The sequence below is a fragment of the Mucilaginibacter sabulilitoris genome (assembly GCF_034262375.1).
Taxonomy (GTDB): domain Bacteria; phylum Bacteroidota; class Bacteroidia; order Sphingobacteriales; family Sphingobacteriaceae; genus Mucilaginibacter; species Mucilaginibacter sabulilitoris.
Genome location: NZ_CP139558.1, coordinates 2,336,061 through 2,361,134, shown reverse-complemented (window position 1 = coordinate 2,361,134; position 25,074 = coordinate 2,336,061). Strand labels below are relative to the sequence as shown.

The 25,074-nt window shown below is 41.1% G+C and carries 16 protein-coding genes; 10 read left to right on the top strand and 6 right to left on the bottom strand.

Annotated elements, in window-relative coordinates; all coding sequences use genetic code 11:
- Nucleotides 1-221: 221 nt before the first annotated feature.
- Nucleotides 222-1,373: an acyltransferase family protein gene (locus SNE25_RS10125; protein WP_321564978.1), complete on the bottom strand. Its 1,152-nt coding sequence runs from the start codon at nucleotides 1,371-1,373 to the stop codon at nucleotides 222-224.
- A 405-nt stretch (nucleotides 1,374-1,778) separates the two neighbouring features.
- Nucleotides 1,779-5,363: a DNA polymerase III subunit alpha gene (gene dnaE / locus SNE25_RS10120; protein WP_321564977.1), complete on the bottom strand. Its 3,585-nt coding sequence runs from the start codon at nucleotides 5,361-5,363 to the stop codon at nucleotides 1,779-1,781.
- Nucleotides 5,364-5,616: 253 nt separating this feature from the next.
- Here dnaE and SNE25_RS10115 point away from each other — a divergent pair, with 253 nt between their 5' ends.
- Nucleotides 5,617-10,824 carry a translocation/assembly module TamB domain-containing protein gene (locus SNE25_RS10115; RefSeq protein WP_321564976.1) on the top strand — a complete coding sequence of 1,736 codons (5,208 nt, stop codon included), beginning with the start codon at nucleotides 5,617-5,619 and terminating at the stop codon, nucleotides 10,822-10,824.
- Between the two features lie 4 nt (nucleotides 10,825-10,828).
- A complete protein-coding gene (tamL, locus tag SNE25_RS10110) occupies nucleotides 10,829-13,114 on the top strand; it encodes a translocation and assembly module lipoprotein TamL (RefSeq protein ID WP_321564975.1) in 2,286 nt (761 codons plus the stop codon).
- 81 nt (nucleotides 13,115-13,195) lie between these two features.
- Here tamL and SNE25_RS10105 read toward each other — a convergent pair whose 3' ends face one another.
- Nucleotides 13,196-13,858, bottom strand: a complete 663-nt coding sequence (locus tag SNE25_RS10105) for a class I SAM-dependent methyltransferase (protein WP_321564974.1) — start codon at nucleotides 13,856-13,858, stop codon at nucleotides 13,196-13,198.
- 234 nt (nucleotides 13,859-14,092) lie between these two features.
- On the opposite strand from SNE25_RS10105, the gene SNE25_RS10100 reads away from it, so the two are divergent.
- Together SNE25_RS10100 and SNE25_RS10095 are read left to right on the top strand one after the other, a co-directional pair.
- Nucleotides 14,093-14,536, top strand: a complete 444-nt coding sequence (locus SNE25_RS10100; protein ID WP_321564973.1) for an aspartyl protease family protein — start codon at nucleotides 14,093-14,095, stop codon at nucleotides 14,534-14,536.
- 126 nt (nucleotides 14,537-14,662) lie between these two features.
- Nucleotides 14,663-15,625, top strand: coding sequence for a carboxypeptidase-like regulatory domain-containing protein (locus SNE25_RS10095; RefSeq protein WP_321564972.1), 963 nt, complete (start codon nucleotides 14,663-14,665; stop codon nucleotides 15,623-15,625).
- A 77-nt stretch (nucleotides 15,626-15,702) separates the two neighbouring features.
- Here the strand turns inward: SNE25_RS10095 and gyrB are convergent, their stop codons facing one another.
- The gene (gene gyrB, locus SNE25_RS10090; protein ID WP_321564971.1) at nucleotides 15,703-17,661 is read right to left on the bottom strand and encodes a DNA topoisomerase (ATP-hydrolyzing) subunit B; all 1,959 of its coding nucleotides are present in this window, start codon (nucleotides 17,659-17,661) and stop codon (nucleotides 15,703-15,705) included.
- A 326-nt stretch (nucleotides 17,662-17,987) separates the two neighbouring features.
- On the opposite strand from gyrB, the gene SNE25_RS10085 reads away from it, so the two are divergent.
- Together SNE25_RS10085 and SNE25_RS10080 are read left to right on the top strand one after the other, a co-directional pair.
- A complete protein-coding gene (locus tag SNE25_RS10085) occupies nucleotides 17,988-18,584 on the top strand; it encodes an OmpH family outer membrane protein (RefSeq protein WP_321564970.1) in 597 nt (198 codons plus the stop codon).
- Between the two features lie 106 nt (nucleotides 18,585-18,690).
- Nucleotides 18,691-19,170 (top strand): nucleoside deaminase, encoded by a 480-nt coding sequence (locus SNE25_RS10080; protein WP_321564969.1) that lies wholly within the window; start codon nucleotides 18,691-18,693, stop codon nucleotides 19,168-19,170.
- Between the two features lie 79 nt (nucleotides 19,171-19,249).
- Here the strand turns inward: SNE25_RS10080 and SNE25_RS10075 are convergent, their stop codons facing one another.
- The gene (locus SNE25_RS10075; protein WP_321566218.1) at nucleotides 19,250-19,660 is read right to left on the bottom strand and encodes an RNA-binding S4 domain-containing protein; all 411 of its coding nucleotides are present in this window, start codon (nucleotides 19,658-19,660) and stop codon (nucleotides 19,250-19,252) included.
- 333 nt (nucleotides 19,661-19,993) lie between these two features.
- Here SNE25_RS10075 and SNE25_RS10070 point away from each other — a divergent pair, with 333 nt between their 5' ends.
- Nucleotides 19,994-21,430 carry an N-acetylneuraminate synthase family protein gene (locus SNE25_RS10070; RefSeq protein ID WP_321564968.1) on the top strand — a complete coding sequence of 479 codons (1,437 nt, stop codon included), beginning with the start codon at nucleotides 19,994-19,996 and terminating at the stop codon, nucleotides 21,428-21,430.
- Between the two features lie 98 nt (nucleotides 21,431-21,528).
- Here the strand turns inward: SNE25_RS10070 and SNE25_RS10065 are convergent, their stop codons facing one another.
- Nucleotides 21,529-22,434, bottom strand: a complete 906-nt coding sequence (locus SNE25_RS10065; RefSeq protein WP_321564967.1) for a class I SAM-dependent methyltransferase — start codon at nucleotides 22,432-22,434, stop codon at nucleotides 21,529-21,531.
- A gap of 169 nt (nucleotides 22,435-22,603) precedes the next feature.
- On the opposite strand from SNE25_RS10065, the gene SNE25_RS10060 reads away from it, so the two are divergent.
- The 3 genes from SNE25_RS10060 (at nucleotide 22,604) to SNE25_RS10050 (ending at nucleotide 25,060) form a co-directional block, all read left to right on the top strand.
- A complete protein-coding gene (locus SNE25_RS10060; protein ID WP_321564966.1) occupies nucleotides 22,604-23,419 on the top strand; it encodes a 2,3,4,5-tetrahydropyridine-2,6-dicarboxylate N-succinyltransferase in 816 nt (271 codons plus the stop codon).
- A 92-nt stretch (nucleotides 23,420-23,511) separates the two neighbouring features.
- The gene (locus SNE25_RS10055) at nucleotides 23,512-24,501 is read left to right on the top strand and encodes a glycosyltransferase family 9 protein (protein WP_321564965.1); all 990 of its coding nucleotides are present in this window, start codon (nucleotides 23,512-23,514) and stop codon (nucleotides 24,499-24,501) included.
- On the top strand, nucleotides 24,494-25,060 hold the full coding sequence (locus SNE25_RS10050) for an L-threonylcarbamoyladenylate synthase (protein ID WP_321564964.1): 567 nt from the start codon (nucleotides 24,494-24,496) through the stop codon (nucleotides 25,058-25,060). The genes SNE25_RS10055 and SNE25_RS10050 overlap by 8 nt, the downstream gene beginning before the upstream one ends.
- The last annotated feature ends 14 nt before the right edge of the window (nucleotides 25,061-25,074 follow it).

The window sequence follows — 25,074 nt, the reverse complement described above, 5'->3', positions numbered from 1 at the left end:
ATTACAAATATATACTATTCAAATAGCTTGCCACAAGTGCGACCTGACATTGTGACAATTATATTGATATAATTTATCCACCAAACATTGGCCTGACAGTTACTTATAGCAGATTTTATTAACATTCTTAATTTTCTGACCAATTGAATAATTTGGTCAGAAAATTAAGAAAATCAAACTATTGTGTAATGCAGGAAACATCGAAAGATCAATATTACCTATTAAGAAGTCTTGAGACCGGCAGGGGCTTTATTTTGTTCAGAAAGTAAATCGATGTTAGTTGCGGTTTTATGTTTGGGCTTAGGCTTAAATAGTGCAATCCCCGGTTTTTCTATACAATAGTAGGTAATTGTACTAAATACAAAAGTTGCAATTAATACGTACGATAAGCTAAATAATCGGCTGTCAATTTTTAGTAATGCAGCCACACTATCATAAGTATTTATGAAGAAAAAATGGCTCAAATACAAAGAATAGGAAATTGCCCCTGCAAAATGAACCGGCTTTGAGGATAAAAACCTGTTTAAAAAATTAGCTTGCGTTACATAAAGAATAAGAATGGGCATTAAAAGAACAACTGCAACGTCAGCACTCTTAACAAAAAGTAAAACTAATATCGGCGCGCTTAGATAGCCTAAATATTTAAAGTAAGGCCCCTGGTGATCTTTAAATTTGTAAACCAGAAAAGCAAATATACCCAGGAAGAAAGAGGCTATTGTTCGCCCGAAACTTGAAGGGCCACGGGTATAACCAATATTTGGATTAAAGCCTTTAACCTTATCCAAAACAGCAGAGTTACTCCAGTTTAATGCGTGTGCTCGCACAAAACTGATCAGTATTATAATAGCCACCGCCATAACAACAAGCATCCAGGCATTCTTTCTGAACTTCACCGCATAATAAAGAAAAAACGGAAATACAAAACAGATAACCCACTCATTTGTCAAAGACCATCCCGGCGGAACTATTGAGCCACTGTGTGAAGGAATAATGCCCTGAAACAAAGTGAGGTTGATTAAAAGGTTCGTTAAACTTGACTTGTCAAACCAGAGAGAATACAAGAAAGTTAAAACTATATATACAGGAAAAAGTCTGAAAAATCGCTTGATAATAAACATTTTATAATTCTCAAAAGTCGGTTTTTCTGAAAACAGTTTGTAAGATGCTATGCACAAAACAAACGCACTCAATGAGAAAAATAAGTCTACCGCTAAATATCCATGTTTAATAAAGTTATGCCCTATCTGACCCATAGGCGTAAAGGACACGACCGGTTGTGTGTGAAACAGGTGGTTATACCAATGAAATATAATAACATATACTGCAGCTACACCTCTAATGCCGGTAAGGCTCTTTATTTCCGCTTTATTCATCTGTTGGTAAGTAATATTTGATTAAGCCCAACCACTTATAGGTAAATGAGCTTAAAATCAGTTCAAAAATTCATTAAGAACGATGGATACTAATAGCCGAACTATTCTTTCTGACACCGGCAACGCACTGAACTAAATTGTAATGTTAAGGATACTTAGTGCGTGTAACGGGGCCATAAAAGCATAATCAATCGGTCTTAATGTTCTTGTTTATGCAAATAATAGCCCGTCCATTATTTAATCGCCAGCAATATCCACTAAATCTGAGAGATAATGGGTTACATGGGCAAGGTTGTATACCAAAATGTATAAGTGCGAAATTGTGATACCCTCAGTATTATAACGCTGCCCACGGGAGATGCGGGCAGCGTAACACATTTATAAAAACCTTTTAATTCAGGTGCATTAATTGAGCACTGGCTGCATATTGGTTAAATTAAAAATATCAGCCATCAGGTCATCACTGGGGTTTACCCTGAAATTTTTGGAGGCCAGCTCAACCAGCATGGCTTCTTCGCGGTCTTTGATCTGGAAACGCAGTTTGCAGTTTTGCACCGGGTATTTCTGATTGTTTTCATTAATGGCATGCTGTATATCGTCCAATAGTTTGCTGTTCAAACTATGCATATCAATGCATACGGTTAACGACTTGGTCATTTTATCGCGCATTTCAGAGAGCAGGCTCATTACCTGTATACGCAGGTCCCAGTTATCCTTCTGACGGAATTTTTCTTCGATATTCCCTTTCAGGTGCAGAAAATAACCATCCATCATCAGGTTGCGGAATTTAACATAATCTTCGCCAAACAATACAAACTCGTACGACTCGTTATAATCCTCCAGTACAAAAGTACCAAAGGGTTTCCCTGTTTTAGTCATCTTATGCTGTACATTTCCAACCAAACCACCTATTCTGATCTCGCCTCGTTTACGAAGCTCGTTAAAGGCGCCCATAATATCCTCACCGCCTTCGCCAGAGCGTGCTTTTTGCATCAGCTTCAGATCGCTGATAGTGCTGTTGCAAAACCTTTCGAGTTCAACTTTATAATTATCAAGCGGGTGGCCGGTTAAATAAATACCAATTACCGTTTTTTCGTACTTCAGTTTTTCTATCAGCGGCCATTCTTCTACCTCGGGCATGGCCGGCTCAGGCACATAAGATGCTACCGAACCGCCGAATAACGACGATTGTGAACTGCTTTGCACATTCTGGTAATCATTTGCATATTTAATAAGGCGTTCAACACCGGTTAAAACACCTAATTCTGTTTTAGCAAAAAACTGCGCCCGTTTTGTACCAAACTCATCAAAAGCGCCGCCATAAACCAGGTTTTCGTACGATTTACGGTTTACACTGCGGGTATTGGAACGACGCGCGAAATCATATAAAGAATTGTAAGGTCCATTGGCATCACGCTCTTCGATAATGCTCTCTACCGCTTTATCGCCCACACCTTTAACACCAGTCAATCCAAAACGCACCTGCCCCCTTTTATTTACAGAGAACGACATGTCCGATTCGTTGATATCCGGTCCCAAAACCTCTACGTTCATCCGGCGGCATTCTTCCATGAAAAAGGTTATCTTCTCCATATTGTTCTGGTTATTTAAAACCGCTGCCATGTATTCGGATGGGTAATGCGCCTTTAAATAAGCAGTTTGATATGCCACAAAAGCATAACAGGTAGAATGCGATTTATTGAAGGCGTATTGAGCAAAAGCCTTCCAGTCTGTCCATATTTTGGTAAGCTTGTCTTTGGGGTGCCCTTTCGCAATGGCTCCGTCCATAAACTGGGCCTCCATTTTATTCAATACCTCAATTTGCTTTTTACCCATGGCCTTACGCAAAACATCGGCATCGCCTTTACTAAAGCCGGCCAGTTTTTGCGATAAAAGCATCACCTGTTCCTGGTACACGGTAATACCGTAGGTTTCGCCCAGGTACTCCTCCATATCCGCAAGGTCAAATACAATAGGTTCCTGCCCGTGTTTACGTTTAATAAAGTTGGGTATGTACTCTATCGGCCCCGGGCGGTACAGTGCGTTCATAGCAATTAAGTCTTCAAACTTATCTGGCTTCAGGTCGCGCAGGTACATTTGCATACCATCACTTTCAAACTGGAAAGTACCGTTGGTATCTCCACGTTGATAAAGTTCATAAGTTTCCTGGTCATCAAGCGGAATGTAATCAATATCAATGCTTACGCCGTGATTTTGCTTGATCATCCTCAGCGCGTCCTTAATAATAGTAAGGGTTTTAAGACCCAAAAAGTCCATCTTAATAACGCCTGCATCCTCAATCACACGGCCGTCATACTGGGTAACCAACAGGTCAGAGTCCTTAGCGGTAGCCACCGGAACAATATCCGTAAGGTCATAAGGAGCAATGATGATGCCTGCAGCATGTACACCGGTATTACGTACCGAGCCTTCCAGCTTTTCGGCCTCGCGCAATACCTGGGCACGTAAATCGTTTCCGTTTAATATTTCTTTTAGCTCGGGTACCTGTTCAATAGCTTCCTTTAAAGTAATACCCAAAGTATCAGGAACCAGCTTTTTAATAGCGGTCATTTCAGATAGCGGAATATCCAGTACACGCCCAACGTCCTGTATACTGGTGCGGGCAGCCATTGAACCATAGGTAATAATCTGTGCTACCTGGTTTTTGCCATATTTTTCTACCACATAGTCAATAACTTTTTGGCGGCCGGCATCGTCAAAGTCGGTATCAATATCGGGCATTGATTTACGATCCGGGTTAAGGAACCTCTCGAACAAGAGATTATATTTCATCGGATCGATATTGGTGATCCCCGTACAATAGGCCACCACCGATCCGGCTGCCGAACCACGACCCGGACCAATAAATACACCGATATCCCGGCCATGCTTAATAAAGTCGGCCACAATCAGGAAGTAACCGGCAAAACCCATGGTACGTATAGTGAACAGCTCAAAATTGATACGTTCTTCCGTCTCCGGCGAAATATCTATATAGCGCTCTTTAGCACCGGTAAACGTTAAATGTTTTAAATATTCCCACTGGTTAAGCGTATCGGCATCAGGGGTATTGTGAATCTTAAATTCATCAGGGATAACAAAGTTGGGCAACAGGATATCACGCTTCAGTTTCAGCACTTCCACCTTATCCACAATCTCGTTGGTATTATCCAATGATTCAGGAACGTCGTTAAACAGACTGCCCATTTCGGCCTGTGTTTTAAAATAAAACTGGTCATTCGGGAACCCGAAACGATAGCCCCGGCCACCTTCTTCATCAGTAGCTATTGGGGTGCTCTGCATATCGCCGGTATTTACACAAAGCAAAATATCGTGCGCGTTGGAGTCCTGCTGATCTACATAATGTGAATCATTGGAGCATATTACCTTTACATTATATTTTTTAGCATAGGTAAGCAATACATTATTAATAGTAGTTTGCTCCGGGATATCATGGCGCTGTAGTTCGATATAAAAATCTTCGCCAAACAGATCAAGCCACCATTTAAATTCTTCTTCAGCCTTTTCAGGGGTTTCTCTTAATATAGCCTGCGGTACCGATGCGCCAATGCAACAGGTGGTAGCTATTAAGCCTTTATGATATTTTAATATCAGTTCTTTATCAATACGCGGCCATTTGCTGTACAAGCCTTCCATATAACCCAAAGAGCACAGTTTCACCAGGTTTTTATAGCCTTCGGGGTTTTTGGCCAGCATCAGCTGGTGGCGGCGTACGTCCTTTTTCTCTTTGGTGAATTGCTTTTTATGGCGGTCTTCTACTACGTAAAATTCGCAGCCTACAATGGGTTTTACATTATGTTTACCGGCTTCGGCAACAAACTTAAACACCCCGAACATGTTGCCATGATCGGTTATGGCCAGCGCTTTCATCCCATCGGCAGCAGCCTTTTTATACAGCTTTGATATATCGGCGGCACCGTCAAGTAAGGAAAACTGGGTGTGTACGTGTAAGTGAGAAAAATCTGGCATAATTAATCCTTTTCAACAAAATCTGGTAGAATACAAAGTTATTAAAAAACAACTTTGCGTTATTATATGTTGAAAAAACAAACGATATATTTATTGCGTAACTATATAAGAAGCGAACAGAATAAATAGCAGCCGATCCACTATTGTTAAGGACATTTACCGCTAAACAATACATCTTAGCAGAACCAATAAGTAGCATGTTATTTGATAAACTAAGTGTATAAACGACATCACCCTTGAAAAACGTATACAATTGAAAAAATTTGGACGAATAGCCCTAAAAACAATACTCTGGATAATCGCAAGTGTCATATTTCTGGTGTTGCTTGTAGTTATTTTAATACAGGTTCCTGCTGTACAGAATTTCGCCAAAGACAAAGCAGTAAATTTTTTACAGGGAAAAATTCATACCAAAGTACAAATTGGCCACATCAGCCTTGGCCTGCCCAAGCTCCTGGTATTGCAGGACGTTTATTTCGAAGACCAGAAAAAAGACACCCTGATTGCCGGCGATAATTTAAAGGTAGATATCAGTCTTTTTAAACTTCTCCATAATAAAGTAGAAATTAACGAAATAAACCTGCAGGGTATTACCGCCAATGTAAGCCGCGGGGCAGATAGTGTTTTTAACTTCGATTATATCATCAAAGCCTTTGTGGGCGAACAAAAGAAAGAGGTAAAACCAGAGGATACCACATCAACCATGAAGTTCTCGCTGGATAAGATCATCCTCGACAGGATCAATATCAAATACAAGGATCTTACCACTGGCAACGACGTACGTTTTTTACTTGGGCACTTTGATACCCGTATTAAGGATTTTGATATGGATAAAATGAAGTTTACCATACCTCGTATCACTCTGTCTGATGTTAACGCTCGTATCATTCAAACCCCGGCAGGTTCATCAATAGCGCAGGCAGCTGCTGTTGATACAGCCACCACTCCTCTCAATATGGATCTTAATCTGGGGGTTATAGATGTTTCAAAAATAAAGGTAGACTACCAGAGCAGCGAAATGACCGCCAATGTTAACCTAAACAAGTTTTTGGTTAATATGGATAAGGTAGACCTTAAAAACCAAAAGGTAGGCATCCAAAGCATCGAACTGAATGATACCAAAGCCGCTTTAAGCCTGGCCAAACCAAAAACGGTGCAAAAAGCCATTACAAAAACCGCCAAAAAGCTGGATACCCTGATGTCATTTCCGCAAACTTCAAAATGGGCGGTGACCCTGGGTAAGGTGAGCTTTACCAATGACAATATAAAATTTGATAACGAAGCGCAGAAAGCCATACCTAAAGGACTTGATTTCGGGCACATGGATATGCGCAACCTCAACGCCGAAGCCGAAAATATTTCTTACAGTCCCGATACCATTTCGGGCAAAATAAACTCTTTCTCTTTTAATGAAAAAAGCGGCCTAAAGATCAACAAATTCCACACAGTATTTTTTTACGGGCCAACTAATGCGTACATGAACGACCTGTTGCTGGAAACGCCACAAACCGTGCTGCAAAAATCAGTACAAGTGCGCTACCCGTCTATCGATGCAATTACCAAAAACATTGGCGCGCTGGGTATAAACGCCAATCTGGATGGGAGCCGTTTGGGTTTAAAAGACGTTTTATTGCTGATGCCAACTATGGCTACTATGGAGCCTTTCAAAAGTTCGCCGGGTACTGTTTTTAAAATAAACGGCAAGGTACGCGGACAGGTAAATAACCTCGAAATCCCTAATCTGGAAGTAACCGGACTAAGCAGTACCCACATTAAAGCATCGGCCAAAATGAAAGGCCTGCCCGATGTAAACAAGGCCTACTTTGATATTAACATCGCCGATTTCACAACCAGTCGTACAGATATTGCCAAACTTGCACCGGCAGGTAGCATCCCTCCCAACGTAAGCATCCCCGAAAAGATGAACCTGAAAGGCACATTCAAAGGCGGCATGACCGATTTTGATACCAAAATGGGCCTGCGCAGCAGCTACGGTACTGTCGACCTGATTGCAGCCATGAAAAATGGTAAACACAAAGGGGCTGAACGTTATACCGCCAGCATTAAAGCCAATGACCTTAATGTAGGAGCCCTAACCAAGCAACCGCAAATGGTTGGTAAAATTACCATGAGTGCCGATTTGAAAGGCGTAAGCCTTGATCCTAAAAAGGCCAGCATACGGTTTAACGGCAATCTCAAAAAAGCATACGTAAAAGGATATACTTATCAAAACCTGGTCATGAAAGGCACTTCAAGCAATGGCAATTATACCATACTTGCCCGCATGAAAGACCCCAATATTAATTTCAATGTAGATGCTAAGGCTAACTTAAATAAGAAGTATCCATCAGTTAACGGTACTTTATTAATAGATAGCATCAATCTGCAGAAGCTGAATTTTGTGAAGGACGATATGCGCTTTCATGGCAAACTGATAGCTAATGTACCCACTGCCGATCCTGACTACCTGAATGCCGATATACTCGCAACCGACCTGCTGGTGGTTAATAAAGGTCAGCGTATACAACTGGATACCGTAAGCCTGAAATCGACCGCTAATGCCGACAGCAGCACATTGCGCTTAAAAACGCCCATCATGACAGCCCACATGGCCGGCAAATACAAGCTTACCCAAATAGGCGATGCCATGCAGGATGTAGTTAATAAGTATTTTAATACCGCCATTGCCGGCGGGCAGCAAGCAACTGTTAAAAGTCAAAAGTTAAAAGTCAATCAAAAAAATAAACCCACAACTGACCACCCACCACTCACTACTCGATACTCACCACAGCAATTTGTATTTGATGCAAAGCTGGTTAAAACCCCACTGCTTACCCAGTTTGTACCCGACCTGAAAGAGCTTGACCCGGTACAGCTTAAAGGCAGCTTTAACAGCCAAAGTGGTGAGCTGGTAGTAAATGGCTCAGCACCAAAAGTTGTTTATGGTACCAATACGGTAGACAATGTTAAACTAGATATCAATACCGCTAACAATGCCTTAAATTATAATTTCGGTGTTGATAAGATCAGGGTGGGTTCATCCTTGGAGCTTTTATATACAAGCCTTTCGGGTAAGGCGCAGGATAATAAACTGGATATAAGTTTGCAGGTGCGCGATGCTGAGAAAAAAGAACGTTATCGTATTGCTGGCTTGTTCAGTATTCTGCCCAATCAGTACCAGTTTAGCTTTGCAAAAGACGGCCTGTTGCTCGATTATTTACCCTGGACCGCTAACGCTGATAATTATTTGCAATATGGCCCTAAAGGCATACTGGCTCATAATTTTACGATTACCAATGCCAACCAGGTGCTTAGCGTTAACAGTAACCCGCAGGAATTTAATGCGCCAATTACAGTAAACTTTAATAACTTCCGGATAGAGGCCCTTACTAAAATGGCTAAGCAGGATTCGCTGCTAGTGGGCGGTGTTATTGATGGCAAAGCCGAGATCAGTAATTTGCAAAAATCCCCCCTATTTACAGCGGCGATTGATGTGCACGACTTTAATTTTAAAGGTGATACGGTAGGTAATATTGCACTGAAGGTAAATAATCAAACCGAAAACGCCTATGCTGCCAGCATGAGCATAACCGGCAAAGGCAACCAGGTTGATCTGACTGGCATGTATTACACCAGCCCCGAAAGCAGGTTTGATATGAACCTGAACATTGTAAACCTGAGCATGAAGAGCATTGAGGGCTTTAGCTTCGGCAGTTTGCGCAACTCATCGGGTAATATTACAGGGCAGTTAAAAATAGCAGGAACCACCACGGCGCCCGCCGTGCGGGGCGATATCCATTTTAATAAGGTTGGCTTTAATGTGGCTATGCTCAACTCCTACTTCCGCATGCCGCAGGAAAGCATCACCTTTAACGATGAAGGTATCCGTTTTAATGATTTTACACTGGTTGACTCAACTAATAACAAAGCGGTTATTAGCGGTAGCATTTTCACCAAAACCTACACCGATTTTGCTTTCGGGCTGGATATTAATGCCCGGAACTTCAGGGTAATGAATTCTACCCAAGCTGATAACAAGTTATACTACGGCAAATTGTTCATGGATACACGTGTTAAAATACGCGGCAATATGGACAAGCCTGTTGTGGATGCCAACTTGACAGTTAACGAAAAAACTGATATGACAATAGTACTGCCCACTACCGACCCAAGTGTGGAAGACCGTAAAGGCGTAGTAGAATTTATTGATCAGAACGCTCCGAAACTGGATTCCATCCTGCTGGCCAAACAGCTCGATTCATTAAAAAAATCAGATGTTACCGGTATGGATGTATCGGCAAATATCATTGTAAATAAAAACGCCGCCTTTACCATCGTGATTGATGAAAGCAATGGCGACGTGGTTCACCTGAAAGGCGAAGCGAACTTAAACGGTGGTATTGACCCAAGTGGCAAAACTAACCTCACCGGTACTTACGTAGTAAATTCGGGTTCGTATGAATTATCATATGCAACCGTAAAACGCAAATTTAACTTTAAGCAAGGCAGTACCATTGTTTGGACCGGCGACCCAACCAGCGCCAATATTGACCTTACTGCTATTTACGTAGCCAACGTTCCACCTATCGATCTGGTAGAAAACCAAATAGATGCGACAAACTCGACGATGTATAAGCAAAAGCTGCCGTTTAACGTAAACCTTAAACTTAAAAACCAGCTGCTTACACCCGATATCAGCTTTGATATTATATTACCTGATAGCAACTACACCGTATCAAGCGATGTTACCAATACCGTAAATACCCGCCTGGCACAAGTTCGGCAAGATCCAAACGAAATGAACAAACAGGTGCTGGGCGTACTGGTGTTGGGGCATTTTATTGGCGATAACCCGCTACAAAGCCAGGGAGCCGGAACCAGTGTTGAAGGCATTGTGCGTAACAGTGTGAGCAGTCTGCTATCAGATCAGCTAAACCGGTTGGCCGGTAACCTGATAGAAGGCGTAGACCTGAACTTCGGGTTAACATCGGGCGAAGATTATTCATCGGGCACTGCAACCAACCGAACGGACCTTAATGTAGGCATATCCAAACGTTTCCTGAACGACAGGCTTACCGTAAGCGTAGGTAACAATTTTAACCTGGAAGGTAACCAGCAAGGGCAAAAAGCCAGTAACATTGCCGGCGATGTATCTGTAAATTATAAACTGAGTAAAGACGGCCGGTATGCCCTGCGTGCTTACCGCCGCGATGAATTTATAGTAATACAGGGCCAGATCATTGAAACTGGCTTAGGGTTCACCCTTACTGTTGATTATAATCGTTTTAAGGAAATATTCCGCAAACGCACGAGAGAAGAACGCCAATTACGCCAGCGCTATAAGGAACAGGAAAAGGCAAAGAAAAAAGCCCAGGATGATGCCGCGAAAGCTCACGATGATGCGATAAAGACTGAAGAACAAAGACAACCGGAGAAAAAACAACAAACTACTACAAATTAAGCTTATGTTCAAACACTTTATATATATATTGATAGTGTCTGCCTTGCTAAGCGCCTGCAGTAATACAAAGTACCTGCTTCCGGGTCAGAAACTTTATACAGGCGGCGAGGTGAAAGTTCGGGATACAGCCATTAAAAAGAGTGATGCCAAAGCTTTAAGTGAAGAGCTACAAACCTTATTACGCCCTAAGCCTAATGGAGCTATACTGGGCTTAAGGATAAAATTATGGATATACAATAAAACCCGTACAAAAAAAACAAAGGGTTTTGCTCACTGGCTCAACACCAAATTTGGCGAGCCCCCTGTTTTGGCAAGCGCTGTTGATCTGGAAAAAAACAGCAGCATAGTGCAAAACAGGCTGCAGAACGAAAGCTATTTTCAGGCCCAGGTAACTGGTGATACGATAAGTAAGCCCAAAAGCAAAACTGCCAAGGCGGTATACACCGCTTTACCGGGACCGGCTTACAGAATAAGAAAGGTGATATTCCCTCCCGGTAAAGGAACTATTGATACCGCTGTGGCAGGTACTGCAGCCCAAACGTTTTTAAAACCCGGTAACAACTACAATCTCGATGTTATTAAAAACGAGCGCATACGTATAGACGCTCGTTTAAAGGAAGAGGGCTTTTATTATTTTGCACCCGAAGACCTGATCATGAGGGTAGACAGCACCATAGCAGACCATCACGTTGATATATTTGTGGCCGTTAAAAATGAAGTGGCCGACAGGGCAAAAACTATATATACCATCAACAAAATTTATGTGTATCCAAGCTATACGCTGCGCGATACTTCCCTTAATCTGGATATAGCGCAGCCATATCGCTGGTACAATGTAGTAGAAAAAAGAAAAACAGTTAACAATTATATTTTTGCCAATACCGTTTTAATGCGTCCGGGCGAAGTGTACAACCGTACTGCGCATAATAATTCCCTGAACCGCTTTGTAAACTTAGGGCCCTATAAGTTTGTGAAGAACCGGTTTGAAGATGTATCTGCAGATTCATCCAAGTTGGATGTATATTACTTTTTAACACCTTATAAAAAGAAATCACTACAACTGGAATTACTGGGCCGCACCACATCGGCAAATTATACGGGTACACAGATAAACCTTAACTGGCTAAACCGTAATGCGTTTAAAGGAGGTGAAGCTTTAAAAGTAACGCTTTTTGGTAGCACCGACGTACAGGTGGGCGGCAACAACAACGGTTTTAATGTTTACCAGGCCGGTATACAAACAACAATTTCATGGCCGCGGTTTATAAGCCCTATATATCCCAAGGCTGATAATGCGTACATACCGCATACTAACTTAACTTTGGGGTATACGCTGGTTAACCGCCAAAAACTATACACGCTAAATTCATTTAATGCGTCATTCGGTTACCAGTGGAAAGAGAATGTTCACCGTACGCATGAACTCAATATACTGAATGTAACTTTTGTTAACCCGCAAAGCGTATCAAAGCTTTATTTAGACAGTATAAACAATGTAAACAAGCCTCCTGGCACACCGCGAAATCCTGCGCTACAGCATGTCATTGATAAGCAGTTTACTTTAGGCCCAAGCTACGGTTATACTTTTACCAATACTACTGAAGACTACCGCACCAATACGCTATACTACAATGGTAAAATAAGCTTATCAAATAACATTTATGGTTTAATTACCGGTGCCGATACTACGGCGGGTAAAGCAAAAACACTTTTTGGCACCATATTTAATCAATATGTAAAACTGGAAAATGAGATCAGGTATTTTCACAAAACCGGACCAAACAGCACCTTTGCCAGCAGATTAATAGTAGGCGTCGGTTTACCTTATGGTAACTCTACGCAGCTGCCTTACAGCCAGCAGTTTTTCATAGGCGGACCAAACAGTTTACGTGGTTTTCAGGCTCGTTCGTTAGGTCCCGGTTCATACGATCCAAGAGCGCTTATCGCATCAGGCGATTTTCTGCCGGATGAATCTGGCGATATAAAAATTGAAGCAAATGTGGAGTATCGGCCAAAACTATTCAGTATTGTGCGTGGTGCATTATTTGTGGATGCCGGTAACATTTGGCTGCTACATAATGGCGGACGTCCCGGAGCTGCCTTCAATAAAAACTTCCTGAATAATTTTGCGGTTGATGCAGGTTTTGGTTTGCGCTTTGACCTTTCGGTATTGGTATTACGTACAGATATGGGTTATCCGCTCCGCACGCCGTATTTACCGGAAGGACAGCGCTGGGGCTTTAACTCGCGCTATGCGGTGTTTAACCTGGCTATCGGATATCCGTTTTGATATAACATAAACTAAAAAAGCAGCGTAAATGCTGCCTTTCGTTTTGTACCGGGATTTATAGTTGATTAGGTTAAGATTTATCTATTTTTCGGCAACACCTATTAATATATATTTACTCCTGTTGGGGATAATCCAGTTCAGCATGGTATCAACATTGCCTAAAAAGTTTCGTTGCCATTCATTTCTGCCCATACAGCCAAAAAAACCGGCAGTGGTATAGGTAACTTTATTATAAGCAGCAAAAACTTCGTTTATTTCATCCATCCTTAGGTAATCCCATCCTTTTGTACCAAAGTTTTTACGGAGTATTTTATGTAAACGGGTGGCCTCTAAATTTTCGGCGAATAATAGTTTACCGCCGGGCTTAAGTGCTTTATGGATCTCGGTCAGCGTTTTTGCTTTGTCCTGCGGGATTCCCCCAATAATGGATTTAAAAATAACCACATCAAACTTATTCTCGTGCGGAATATTAGTGGCATCCATAGAGCCATATGTTATTTTTGATGAACAGTTGTATTTTTCATGAATTTGGTATGCGGCTTCTTCCGGGCCGTTCAGATCTGTGCATAGTACTTTATTGCCGTTCAATGCAAGCCACAAAGACATTCCGCCTTTACTTGATCCCAATTCAAGACATTCGTAACCTTTGTTTAAAACCGGAACCGTATTTTGCCAATGCTTAATTGCCTTTGACCAGTTTACAATATCCCAGGCAACAATATCCCTTATCATTTCTCTTTCCATATTCATTTATTAAGCAAATAAAATTTATAACGGGTATTAATACTAAAAAACAGGTATCAGGTTAAACCTGTTCCGAAATAAATATAGATATATAATATGTGTACTCTCATGCCCAATCTGCTTTACATATATTGTAAAGAACTTTACATATTGAAATAACATCAGGCTGTAAGAAAATATTTATTGAGGCTGCTGTTTGCCCGAATAATTGAATAAAATCACTATCATTATCCAATGACTACTACTATACCGCTCCAGATTATTGACCTGCACGACGATGGCTTTCATCCCCTGCTTGAAATTACACTATTTGGGAAAGCCTTCATTGTAGTACTGGATACCGGCGCCTCAAAAACAGCGTTTGACCGCACTATGCTTTTTGAAGCAAATGCAACTACCGATATACTTGCCAGCGACAGGTTATCAACCGGTCTGGGTACTAACAGCATGGAATCATTCACGGCAATTATTAGCGGCATGTTCATCGGCGATTTGCCTATAGCCGATTTTGAAGTAGCTGTTCTAGACCTCTCTACCATCAACCTGGCCTATAGCCAAATGGGGCACCCACAGGTGCTGGGTGTTTTAGGGGGTGATATTTTAATGAAATACAAAGCCATTATTGATTATGACAAACAGGCGTTAAAATTAAAAAAGCCACGTTTTAGCAAACGTTAACTAAACGTTCATTCAACTGTTTATTACACGTGTTACTTCCTCTAAAATATTATTTGTAAAATTTTAATATGTATTTAGCTCATTTTATAATTATGTACTAAATTAGTATATCACAATTATTAAATCATGAGAAAACTTATACTCTATTTGGCTTTTGCTTTTTTAGTAAAAGTCAGCTTCGCACAAAGTATTGAAACAACCGGCACTGTAAAAAACGAACATGGCCAACCTATATCCCTTGCTTTTGTAAGTGACCAGAAAACCCAAAACGCAACTTATACCGATTCGTTGGGTACCTTTAAACTGAATACTGCCCCCGCCTCTACTTTGGAGATAACATGCGCAGGGTACAAAAGTACTATCACAAAGGTTGATAATGCTAAAGATATAAACGTTGTATTAACGGCAGGGGAGTCGGCCAATACCAGCAAAACACTAAGTTTTGATAATGCGAATAACCCACTTTTTGAATCTCACACGCAAATGATAGACGTTTTAGCTATGATTTCGCCAAAATCGAGCTCGGGTGAGGTTCGGGGCAGCCGTTATTTGTTTAATGACTGGATGCACGGTTATGTTGTTGACAATAAAGGCGTAATAGTTCAGGATAAACATTACCTTTTTAATTATGATAAAATTGAAGGCGGCTTGCTGATGACCTCAAACAAGAGCACCGCGATAGAAGTTAACAGAGATCAGATAAAAACCTTTACTTTGTTTGATAACAAACACATTCCTTTAGTTTTTGAAAATGTACCTGCTATAAATAAAAACCATTATGTAGAGGTAATTACAGCTGGTAAAAACGTGAACATATACAAAGACTTAGGTACAATGTATGAAAAAGCCAACTTTTCAACTAATGGAATGATGTCTACCGGTCATAATTATGATGCCTATATTGATAAAAGCAATTATTATGTAGTGATGAAACAGGGTGCTCCTCAAAAACTGTCATTAAAGAAAAAGACACTTAAAACAATCTTCTCCAGCCAGAGTGATAAAGTAGATAAATTCATAGCAGACAATAGCAGCAGTGATATTGATGACAACTATCTTAAAGCCCTGGGCGACTATTTAAATAATTGATATATTATTAAAACTTCATATCATAAAAAAGGCCGTAGTGTTCACACTGCGGCCTTTCTCTTATCTCGCTCAGAATCTTATGTATCAATTTTGGCGTATTTGGCGTTGCGCTCAATAAATTCACGACGGGGTGCAACTTCATCACCCATCAGCATGCTGAAGGTATGATCACATTCAGCGGCGTTTTCAATGGTAGCACGTTTGAGGGTACGTGTGGCAGGGTTCATAGTAGTATCCCAAAGCTGGATATCATTCATTTCACCCAAACCTTTGTAACGTTGTACGTGTACACTATCTTCTTTACCGGCCCCCTTTAAACGCTGTATGGCGGCATCGCGCTGTACATCATTCCAGCAATACTCAGATTCTTTACCTTTTTTAACCTGGTACAATGGCGGCGAAGCGATATAAACATAACCGGCTTCAACCAGCTCTTTCATATAACGGAAAAAGAAAGTAAGAATCAGGGTAGTAATGTGCGAACCATCTACATCGGCATCCGTCATGATGATGATCTTGTGGTAACGCAGCCTGGTAAGGTTAAGCGCCTTGTCATCCTCTGCAGTACCACGGCTAACACCCAAACCGGTAAACATGTTCTTAATCTCCTCGTTCTCGTATATCTTGTGCTCCATGGCTTTTTCTACGTTCAGGATTTTACCTCTTAAAGGTAAAATAGCCTGGTATTCGCGGTCGCGGCCCTGTTTGGCGGTACCACCCGCCGAGTCACCTTCCACCAGGAACAATTCGCACAATGAAGGGTCATTATTAGCACAATCAGACAATTTACCGGGTAAGCCAGAGCCTGTCATTACGCTTTTGCGCTGTACCATTTCACGGGCTTTGCGGGCAGCGGCACGCGCCGTTGCAGCAAGTATTACCTTGTTAACAATCAGTCTTGCTTCCTTGGGATTTTCTTCAAGGAAGTTGCCCAAAATTTCACCAACTGCCATATCAACAGCCCCCATTACCTCGTTATTGCCTAACTTGGTTTTGGTTTGCCCTTCAAACTGCGGCTCCTGAACTTTTACAGAAACTACGGCCGTCAACCCCTCGCGGAAGTCATCGCCCGTAATTTCAATTTTCATGTTCTTAAGCAAGCCCGATTTATCGGCGTATGTTTTCAAAGTACGGGTTAACCCCCTGCGGAAGCCGGCCACGTGGGTACCGCCTTCAATGGTATTAATGTTATTTACATAAGAAAATACGTTTTCGGAGTAAGTATCATTATATTGAAAGGCAAGCTCAACAGGTATGCCGTTCTTTACCCCATCCAGGTAAATCGGTTCGGGAATAATAGAAGCACGTGTGCCATCTAAAAACTTCACAAACTCGCGCAAGCCACCTTCTGAATAAAATTCCTCGGTTGGGAAGCTACCATCCTCATTAGGGAAACGTTCGTCGGTTAAAGTAAGGCGGATACCTTTATTTAAAAATGCAAGCTCGCGTAAACGGCCGGCAAGTGTTTCATACTTATATTCAGTAGTAAACTGAAATATTTCCGGATCGGGCTGAAAAGTTTGTATAGTACCGGTACGCTCGGATACGCCTATTTCCTTAACATCAAATAATGGCTTACCTCTTTCGTACTCCTGGGTAAATATTTTTCCTTCGCGGTGTACTACGGTTTTAACATGGGTAGACAACGCGTTAACGCAGCTCACACCTACACCGTGCAAACCACCCGATACTTTATAAGTGTCTTTGTCAAATTTACCGCCGGCATGTAAAACGGTCATCACTATCTCCAGCGCCGATTTACCCTCCTTGGTATTGATACCGGTAGGGATACCGCGACCGTTATCCTCAACGGTAATGGAGTTTCCTGAATGTATAATTACTTTTATGGTATCACAGTAGCCGGCCAGGGCTTCGTCGATGGAGTTATCAACTACTTCATATACCAGGTGGTGCAGACCTTTAACGCCTGTGTCACCGATATACATGGACGGACGCTTACGTACCGCCTCTAAACCTTCTAATACCTGTATATTATCTGCTGAATAATTGGATCTGTCCTGATTTTCTTCGCTCATATTTATTTAATACAACAACCTTCAAAAATACGAAATTAACTCGTAATTAACGATTAGTTGTTGATAAAAAGCACAGTGTGGATAGATAAAATCATTTATTTTTAATTTGTGTCTTATATCTGTTTGGAGCCTGCACATTCATATCTGATTAGGATACTTGAAACGAAAGTTTATCTTTGTCAAAATTTTACTTAAAACAAATAATGTTTCGTTCCGAAGAATACAAAACACTATAATTGCAAGCTAAAATTTAATAGAGAAGTAAATGAAAGTGCTATTTTATAAATCGCACAGCAAACATAAACACGAAAAAATCAATTAATTAGATGAAAACTACGGCTTCAATTTTAACAAAATTCACATTAGGGATATTAATTGCCGGAAGCATAGCCGCCTGCAATCAAAATAAAACTGCCGACAAACCTGCTGCTGCCGCATCGTCGCCAAGTGACAGTAAAGAAACCATTGTTTATATCAACTCTGATACTTTATACAGCAAATATGAGTACGCAAAGGATGTAAACAAACGCCTTGATGATAAAGGTAAATCGGCCCAGGGCGATCTTGCTGCCAAAGGGCAGGCTTTTCAGCGCGAAGTTGCAGAATATCAAAAGAACGCCGCTACATTACCGGCCGATCAGCGCCAGGCTACAGAGCAGCGTTTACAACGCAAGCAGCAGGAATTACAAGGCTATCAGCAAAATGCTACTGCCCAGTTTCAAAATGACCAGGCAGGCGAAGCCGCTAAACTGTATGATAAAATCTCCGATTTCACAAAAGCTTACGCTAAGGAAAAAGGCTATAAACTGGTATTAACTTATTCAAAAGCTAACCCAACTGTATTATATGGCGATGCAACGTTGGACGTTACTACCGACGTAATTAAAAGGCTTAACGACGCTTACGCTAAAGAGAAGAAATAATTAAAAATTCCCCTGACAAGTACCAGGTCAGGCAGCAATAAAAAATCATAAAATATTAATCTATAAAAACCTCAACTATCGTTGAGGTTTTTTAATTTAGGGGAATATGGAAAATACGGCACATGAAAAATTTATGCGGATAGCTATTGAACTGTCTGAACATAATGTAAAGCAAGCCATGGGCGGCCCCTTTGGTGCCGTTATTGTTAAGGATGGTATGATTGTAGCCCGCAGCGCCAATCGTGTGGTGCCCACAAACGACCCCACTGCCCATGCCGAGGTTTCTGTAATTAGATTAGCTTGTCAGGAACTAGGCACTTATGACCTAAGCGGCTGCGAAATTTATACCAGTTGCGAACCCTGCCCTATGTGCCTGGGCGCAATTTACTGGGCACGTATTGATAAAGTTTACTATGCTAATACCAAAGCCGATGCCGCTGCCATTGGTTTCGACGATCATTTTATTTACAACGAACTGGAAAGCCCGATGTCAAACCGTAAATTATCGTTTATACAATTACTGCGCGACGAAGCGTTGTCGGCCTTTAAACTTTGGGAAACTATAGAGAACAAGACAGATTATTGATATAATTTGAAAATGGGTTAATCTGAGGATTTGAAAATGACCAATACGCATTTTCAAATCGAAGAATCTTTGAATCTATCTACTCTTCCTCCTCTTCGGTTTCAAAAAAATTATCCTTTAAATCGTCAATTTCCCTGCGATCGAGCTTGGTTGGGCGGCCCGCTCCCCTGTCCCTCTTTAAAATAGGCGCATGAAACATGGATTTAAAAGCCTGGGTTTGCTCAACGGGTGTTATATCAAGATAATAATCTACAGCTTTTTTGGCATCAACCCGGTTTTCGAGCAGGCCGGTTACGCGTATTACCTTACGTTCAATACCTTTTGCTACCTGATAGGTGTCGCCAACTTTCACTTCGTATGATGCCTTGATATTTTTATTATCCAGCTTTACACGTCCCGCCTTACAAGCATCAGATGCCAGGGTGCGGGTTTTAAAAATTCTTATGGCCCACAGGTATTTATCTATTCTGAGTTTTTCTTTTTCGGGCATAGCTAAAATCAACTCCAAAATTATAAAATCTTAACGATTAATTAATTTAGAAATCGACTGTTTTTGTAAAAATACACCCATCATATTAACACTCCGTTTATGTTAATAATATCTTTAAAGTCAATACATGTTACTTAATAATTTGATAACTCAAACTTTGCTTTATGTAAAAGCTACGGTTTTACATTTATTGAATGACAATAAGCCTGTTTTGTAAGCGGCAAAACAGATAAAAAAGACATTCATCCAAAAATAAACCTTGGTTCAAATCATCATTTCAATATTGCCTAATATGGCATATCAGGCTTCCATAATTTAATTCACATAAAAACTATGAATGACGTTATAAAACAAAAAGCGGCAAATATCAAATTATTGATAACCGATTGCGACGGGGTATTAACAGACGGAGGGGTTTACTACGGTATTGAGGGTGAAAACCTTAAAAAATTCAACATGCGGGATGGCATGGGTGTAGAAAGATTGCGTAAACATGCCGATGTGGATACTGCAATTGTAACAGGTGAAGCTTCGGCCTCATTAATAAAGAGAGCCGAAAAACTGCAGATAACTGAACTTCATTTAAGTATTAAGGATAAACCCGCGGCTTTTACAGAAATTTGTAACCGGCTAAATCTGCAACCGCAGCAAATAGCTTATATAGGCGATGATTATAATGATCTGGAAGTAATGAAAATAGCGGGTTTAACCGCCTGCCCTGCTGATGCCCTCCCCAATATCAAAGCTATCGCAGACGTGGTATGTTCATTAAATGGTGGCGAAGGCTGTTTCCGTGAATTTGTGGAAATGATTATCGAATCAAAAAATGATTCCTTTTTCGCGAATGCTAAAAACAGTTCCATTATCCTTAACAACGGGCGCGTAATTGGTAAGGGCCAGCCAAGCTATATTATAGCCGAAATTGGTATTAATCATAACGGATCACTAGAAACCGCGAAAAAACTGATAGATGAAGCCGTAGCAGCAAAAGCCGATGCGGTTAAATTTCAAAAAAGGACACCAGAGATCTGTGTTCCAAAAGATCAATGGGAAGTTATGCGGGATACCCCCTGGGGACGAATTTCTTATATCGACTATAAGCGTAAAACAGAGTTTGGAATAGCTGAATATGCCACTATTGATCAGTACTGCAAAAAACTGGGGATAGACTGGTTTGTATCTGCCTGGGATGTTCCATCGGTTGATTTCATGGAACGGTTTGATACGGTATTGTACAAATTAGCTTCGGCATCATTAACCGACCTTGATCTGATAAAACGCATTTTGGAAACCGGCAAACCTTTAATGCTGTCAACGGGTATGTCAACGATGAAAGAGATAGAACATACTATGAATTTTATCGACGCTTTCGATAAAAATTATCCGCTGTTTATAGCACATTCTACCTCCGCCTATCCCTGCATTCCACAGGAGCTGAATCTAAAAATGATACAAACACTGGAAGCTAAATATCCAGGTATTCCGATTGGTTATTCTGGCCATGAAACCGGGTTAGCTACAACCGTAGCCGCCGTTACCATGGGAGCCACTTTTGTTGAACGTCATTTCACGCTTGACCGGGCCATGTGGGGATCTGACCATGCGGCTTCAGTAGAACCACAAGGCTTGCAGCGCCTGGTGCGGGATATAAGAGACGTTGAAATAGCCATGGGCGACGGGAATAAAAAAGTTTATGAATCTGAGCTATTGCCCATGAAGCGCTTACGGGTAAACATAAGCGACGAATACAAAGAAAAACCTCTGGTATAATTGCGCAGTTATAGATTTCCGATAATTACAAACCCCTGTTCAAGCGTAGCGATTAAAGCATCTTGAAACAGGGGTTTACTATAAAACCGGATAATTAATTATGCATTAGTGTACGGATTTTTAGGAATGTATACCAAATGGTAGCCATCCTTTTTTAATCCATCAATAACATTCTGATCGGGTACCCGCTTAAATACAATTGTTGATAGTACCTGTCCGGGAATCAGCTTCAGGCTTACCAAAATATCTAATAGCTTCTTTTTAGCTTTCAATTTTAAGAATTTAGTATCCTTACTGCTGGTTTTTAAGTTGTCGGCTCCTTTAAAATAAAAGTTAGGGTTTAAATTTTTAAATGCCACAAGCGGCAACCCAAGTCCGGCTGCAAACTTTTCAAACTCCCTTTCCGAAACTTTGTACACAAAATTCCCTACCGGCTCAAACGAGAACCTGTTTTTCCAAACTTTATTCAGCAATCCCGGAGCCTTTGCCAGTATATTGTTTAAAAACAATATCAGTGGCATTTTTGAAACCGGATCTTGCGGCTCTATGATCATAATGCCGGTTTGCGCCACCCTCATCATTTCATACAATGCCGCATAAGGACGCGGAAAATGATGATATGATTCTTTACAAAGTACAAAATCAAAGCTGTTATCCCCAAAAGACAGGCGTTCTGCATTTTCGGCAGCGTATTCTTCAATTATCCCTTCGCTTTTTGCTACAGCTAAAAAATCGGCATTCAAATCGGTAGCAACCGCGCTGCTGCCTTTTGATATAATATACTGCGCGTCAAAACCGTAAGCATCGCCAACAGTTAACCACCGCTGGTTTGCGTTATTTAATAAAGGGTTTAAGCATTTAAAAAACAGGCTTTGCAGCCATATAGCAACATTATCAGCTTCAAGTGCTTTTGCTTTTTTAAAATAAGTTACTTTATCCGCTTCTGTTGGAAAATGTTGATTATACCATTCGCCATGGCGGTCATAACTTTCTTGATTGAACATTTGAGATTAATATTTCCCTGTGTGGTTTTATGTAATTTGGCCGCAAATTAAGTTAATTATTTGTTTCAGGAAAACTAATTATTAATCAGCCGCCTAAAAGCAAAGAATTAACACTTTAAGCTAATTCTCCTTAAAATTCCTTTAATTTGCCAAAAGTTTAATTTTACCAATGCAAGATCTGAAAAAACTGATTGAAGATGCCTGGGAAGACAGGAATCTACTAAACTTTAATGAATATACTAATGCCATTGAAGCCGTTATTGAACGGTTAGACAAAGGCGAGATTCGCGTGGCTGAGCCTATTGGTTCACGCTGGCATGTAAACGAATGGATAAAAAAAGCGGTAGTGTTATACTTTCCTACCCGCGAAATGAGCGAAATTAAGGTTGGCCCTTTTGTGTTTCATGATAAAATGAAACTAAAAACCGATTACAAAGCAGCCGGTGTGCGCGTGGTACCTCATGGCATTGCCCGTTATGGTGCGTTTTTGGCCAAAGGTGTTATCATGATGCCATCTTATGTAAATATTGGCGCCTATGTTGATGAAGGCACCATGGTTGATACCTGGGCCACCGTAGGTTCATGCGCGCAAATTGGCAAACATGTACATTTAAGCGGCGGCGTGGGCATTGGCGGTGTACTTGAGCCATTGCAGGCTGCTCCTGTTATTATTGAAGACAACTGTTTTATCGGTTCACGCGCCATTGTAGTAGAAGGTGTGCATGTGGAGCATGAAGCGGTATTAGGCGCTAATGTGGTTTTAACCGCATCAACCAAAATTATTGACGTAACAGGCTCAACACCGGTTGAATACAAGGGCCGTGTACCTGCCCGTTCGGTAGTTATACCAGGTTCATACACCAAAAAATTCCCTGCCGGCGACTACCAGGTACCTTGCGCCCTTATTATCGGCACCCGCAAGGAATCAACCGATAAAAAGACTTCCCTGAATGATGCATTGAGGGAAAACAATGTAGCGGTTTAAATAAGTTTTGAGTAGTGGGTTATGAGTGGTGAGTATTTGAAAAACTTACAACACACACAACTCAAAACTAACTACTCATACTCAAAACTAAAATGAAGATACTGATAAGGCTGCCTAACTGGCTTGGCGATGTAGTAATGAGTACAGCTTTCATTGCGGCAGTAAAGCAGCTTTATCCTGATGCCCAGGTTGATGTGATTATCAAAAAAGAGTTGAGCAATATAGCGGGGCTCATCCCGGGCTTAACACACATCCATCCGTTTTCAAAACAGGAACATAGTGGTTTAAGTGGTGTTTACCGTTTTGGTAAAAAACTGCGCACCGAAAAATACGATATGTTCTTTAACCTTCCTCAATCGCTCTCATCGGTGGTTATGGGTTGGGCCACATCGGCAAAAAAAAAGATAGGTTTTGGCAAAGAGGGTGGTTTCTTTCTGCTTACCAACTCGTATAAAAAGCCTGCTAACCTCCATCGTGTTGATGAATATATCTCGCTGCTTGAACAATTCACCAATAAAACGATAGTCAACAGGCAGGTTAAATTAAACACTTCAATATCAGGCTTCAAACAAGAAAACCGGGTATTGATTAATTTTAATTCCGAAGCCGAATCGCGCCGGATGCCATTGCATAAAGGCCGGACTTTACTTAATAAATTAACGAAAGCGTTTCCAAATACTATTTTTTGCCTTATTGGTTCGCCAAAAGAAGAGGCATTTGTTGACCAATTCATTACAGGTGCCGAAAATCCTGACCAGCTGGAAAACCACGCCGGTAAAACAGATTTGCCTGGTTTATGCAATCTGATGGCGCAAAGCACCGCACTTTTAACAACAGACTCAGGACCGGCTCATTTGGCCAACAGTGTTGGTACGCCGGTTATCGTACTTTTTGGTGCGGGAAACGAATACAACACCGCACCTTACAACAAACAAAATTTAACCATACAGCGTTATGGCAAATTAACCTGCGAACCGTGCGTACGCAACACCTGTAAACTTTACGGTGTACCCAAATGCATGGAACTGCTGGATGAATTGCAAATTATAAATACGCTAAGCTTATATTTGAACCATGCTTAAAGATGAAGTTGCCAAAGCATTAAAAGTATTGCAGGAAGGCGGAATTATTCTGTACCCTACCGATACCATTTGGGGTATTGGCTGTGATGCTACCAATACAGAGGCCGTACAAAAAATTTACCGCCTTAAACAGCGCGATGAAGCCAAAAGTATGATCATTTTGCTTGACACCGAAAACAAGCTGGAAAGCTATGTGAGCGATGTTAACCCTTTGGCTTATGACTTAATTGAATATGCAGAAAATCCGCTTACCCTGGTAATGCCGGGGGCTAAAAATGTTTCGCCTGCTTTAATAGCTGTTGATGGCAGTATTGCCATACGGGTTACCGGCAATCAGTTTTGTCAGCAATTGATACAGCGTTTACGCAAACCTTTGGTGTCAACATCGGCAAATATCAGTGGTAAACCATCGCCGCAATATTTTTCGCAAATTGACCAGGAGGTAATTGATGGAGTTGACTATGTTGTTGATATCGATCAGCATAGCAAGGAGATTAAAAACCCGTCGACCATCATGAAGCTGGCACCTGATGGTACCTTTGAGTTTATACGCAGGTAGCAGAATGACATCCC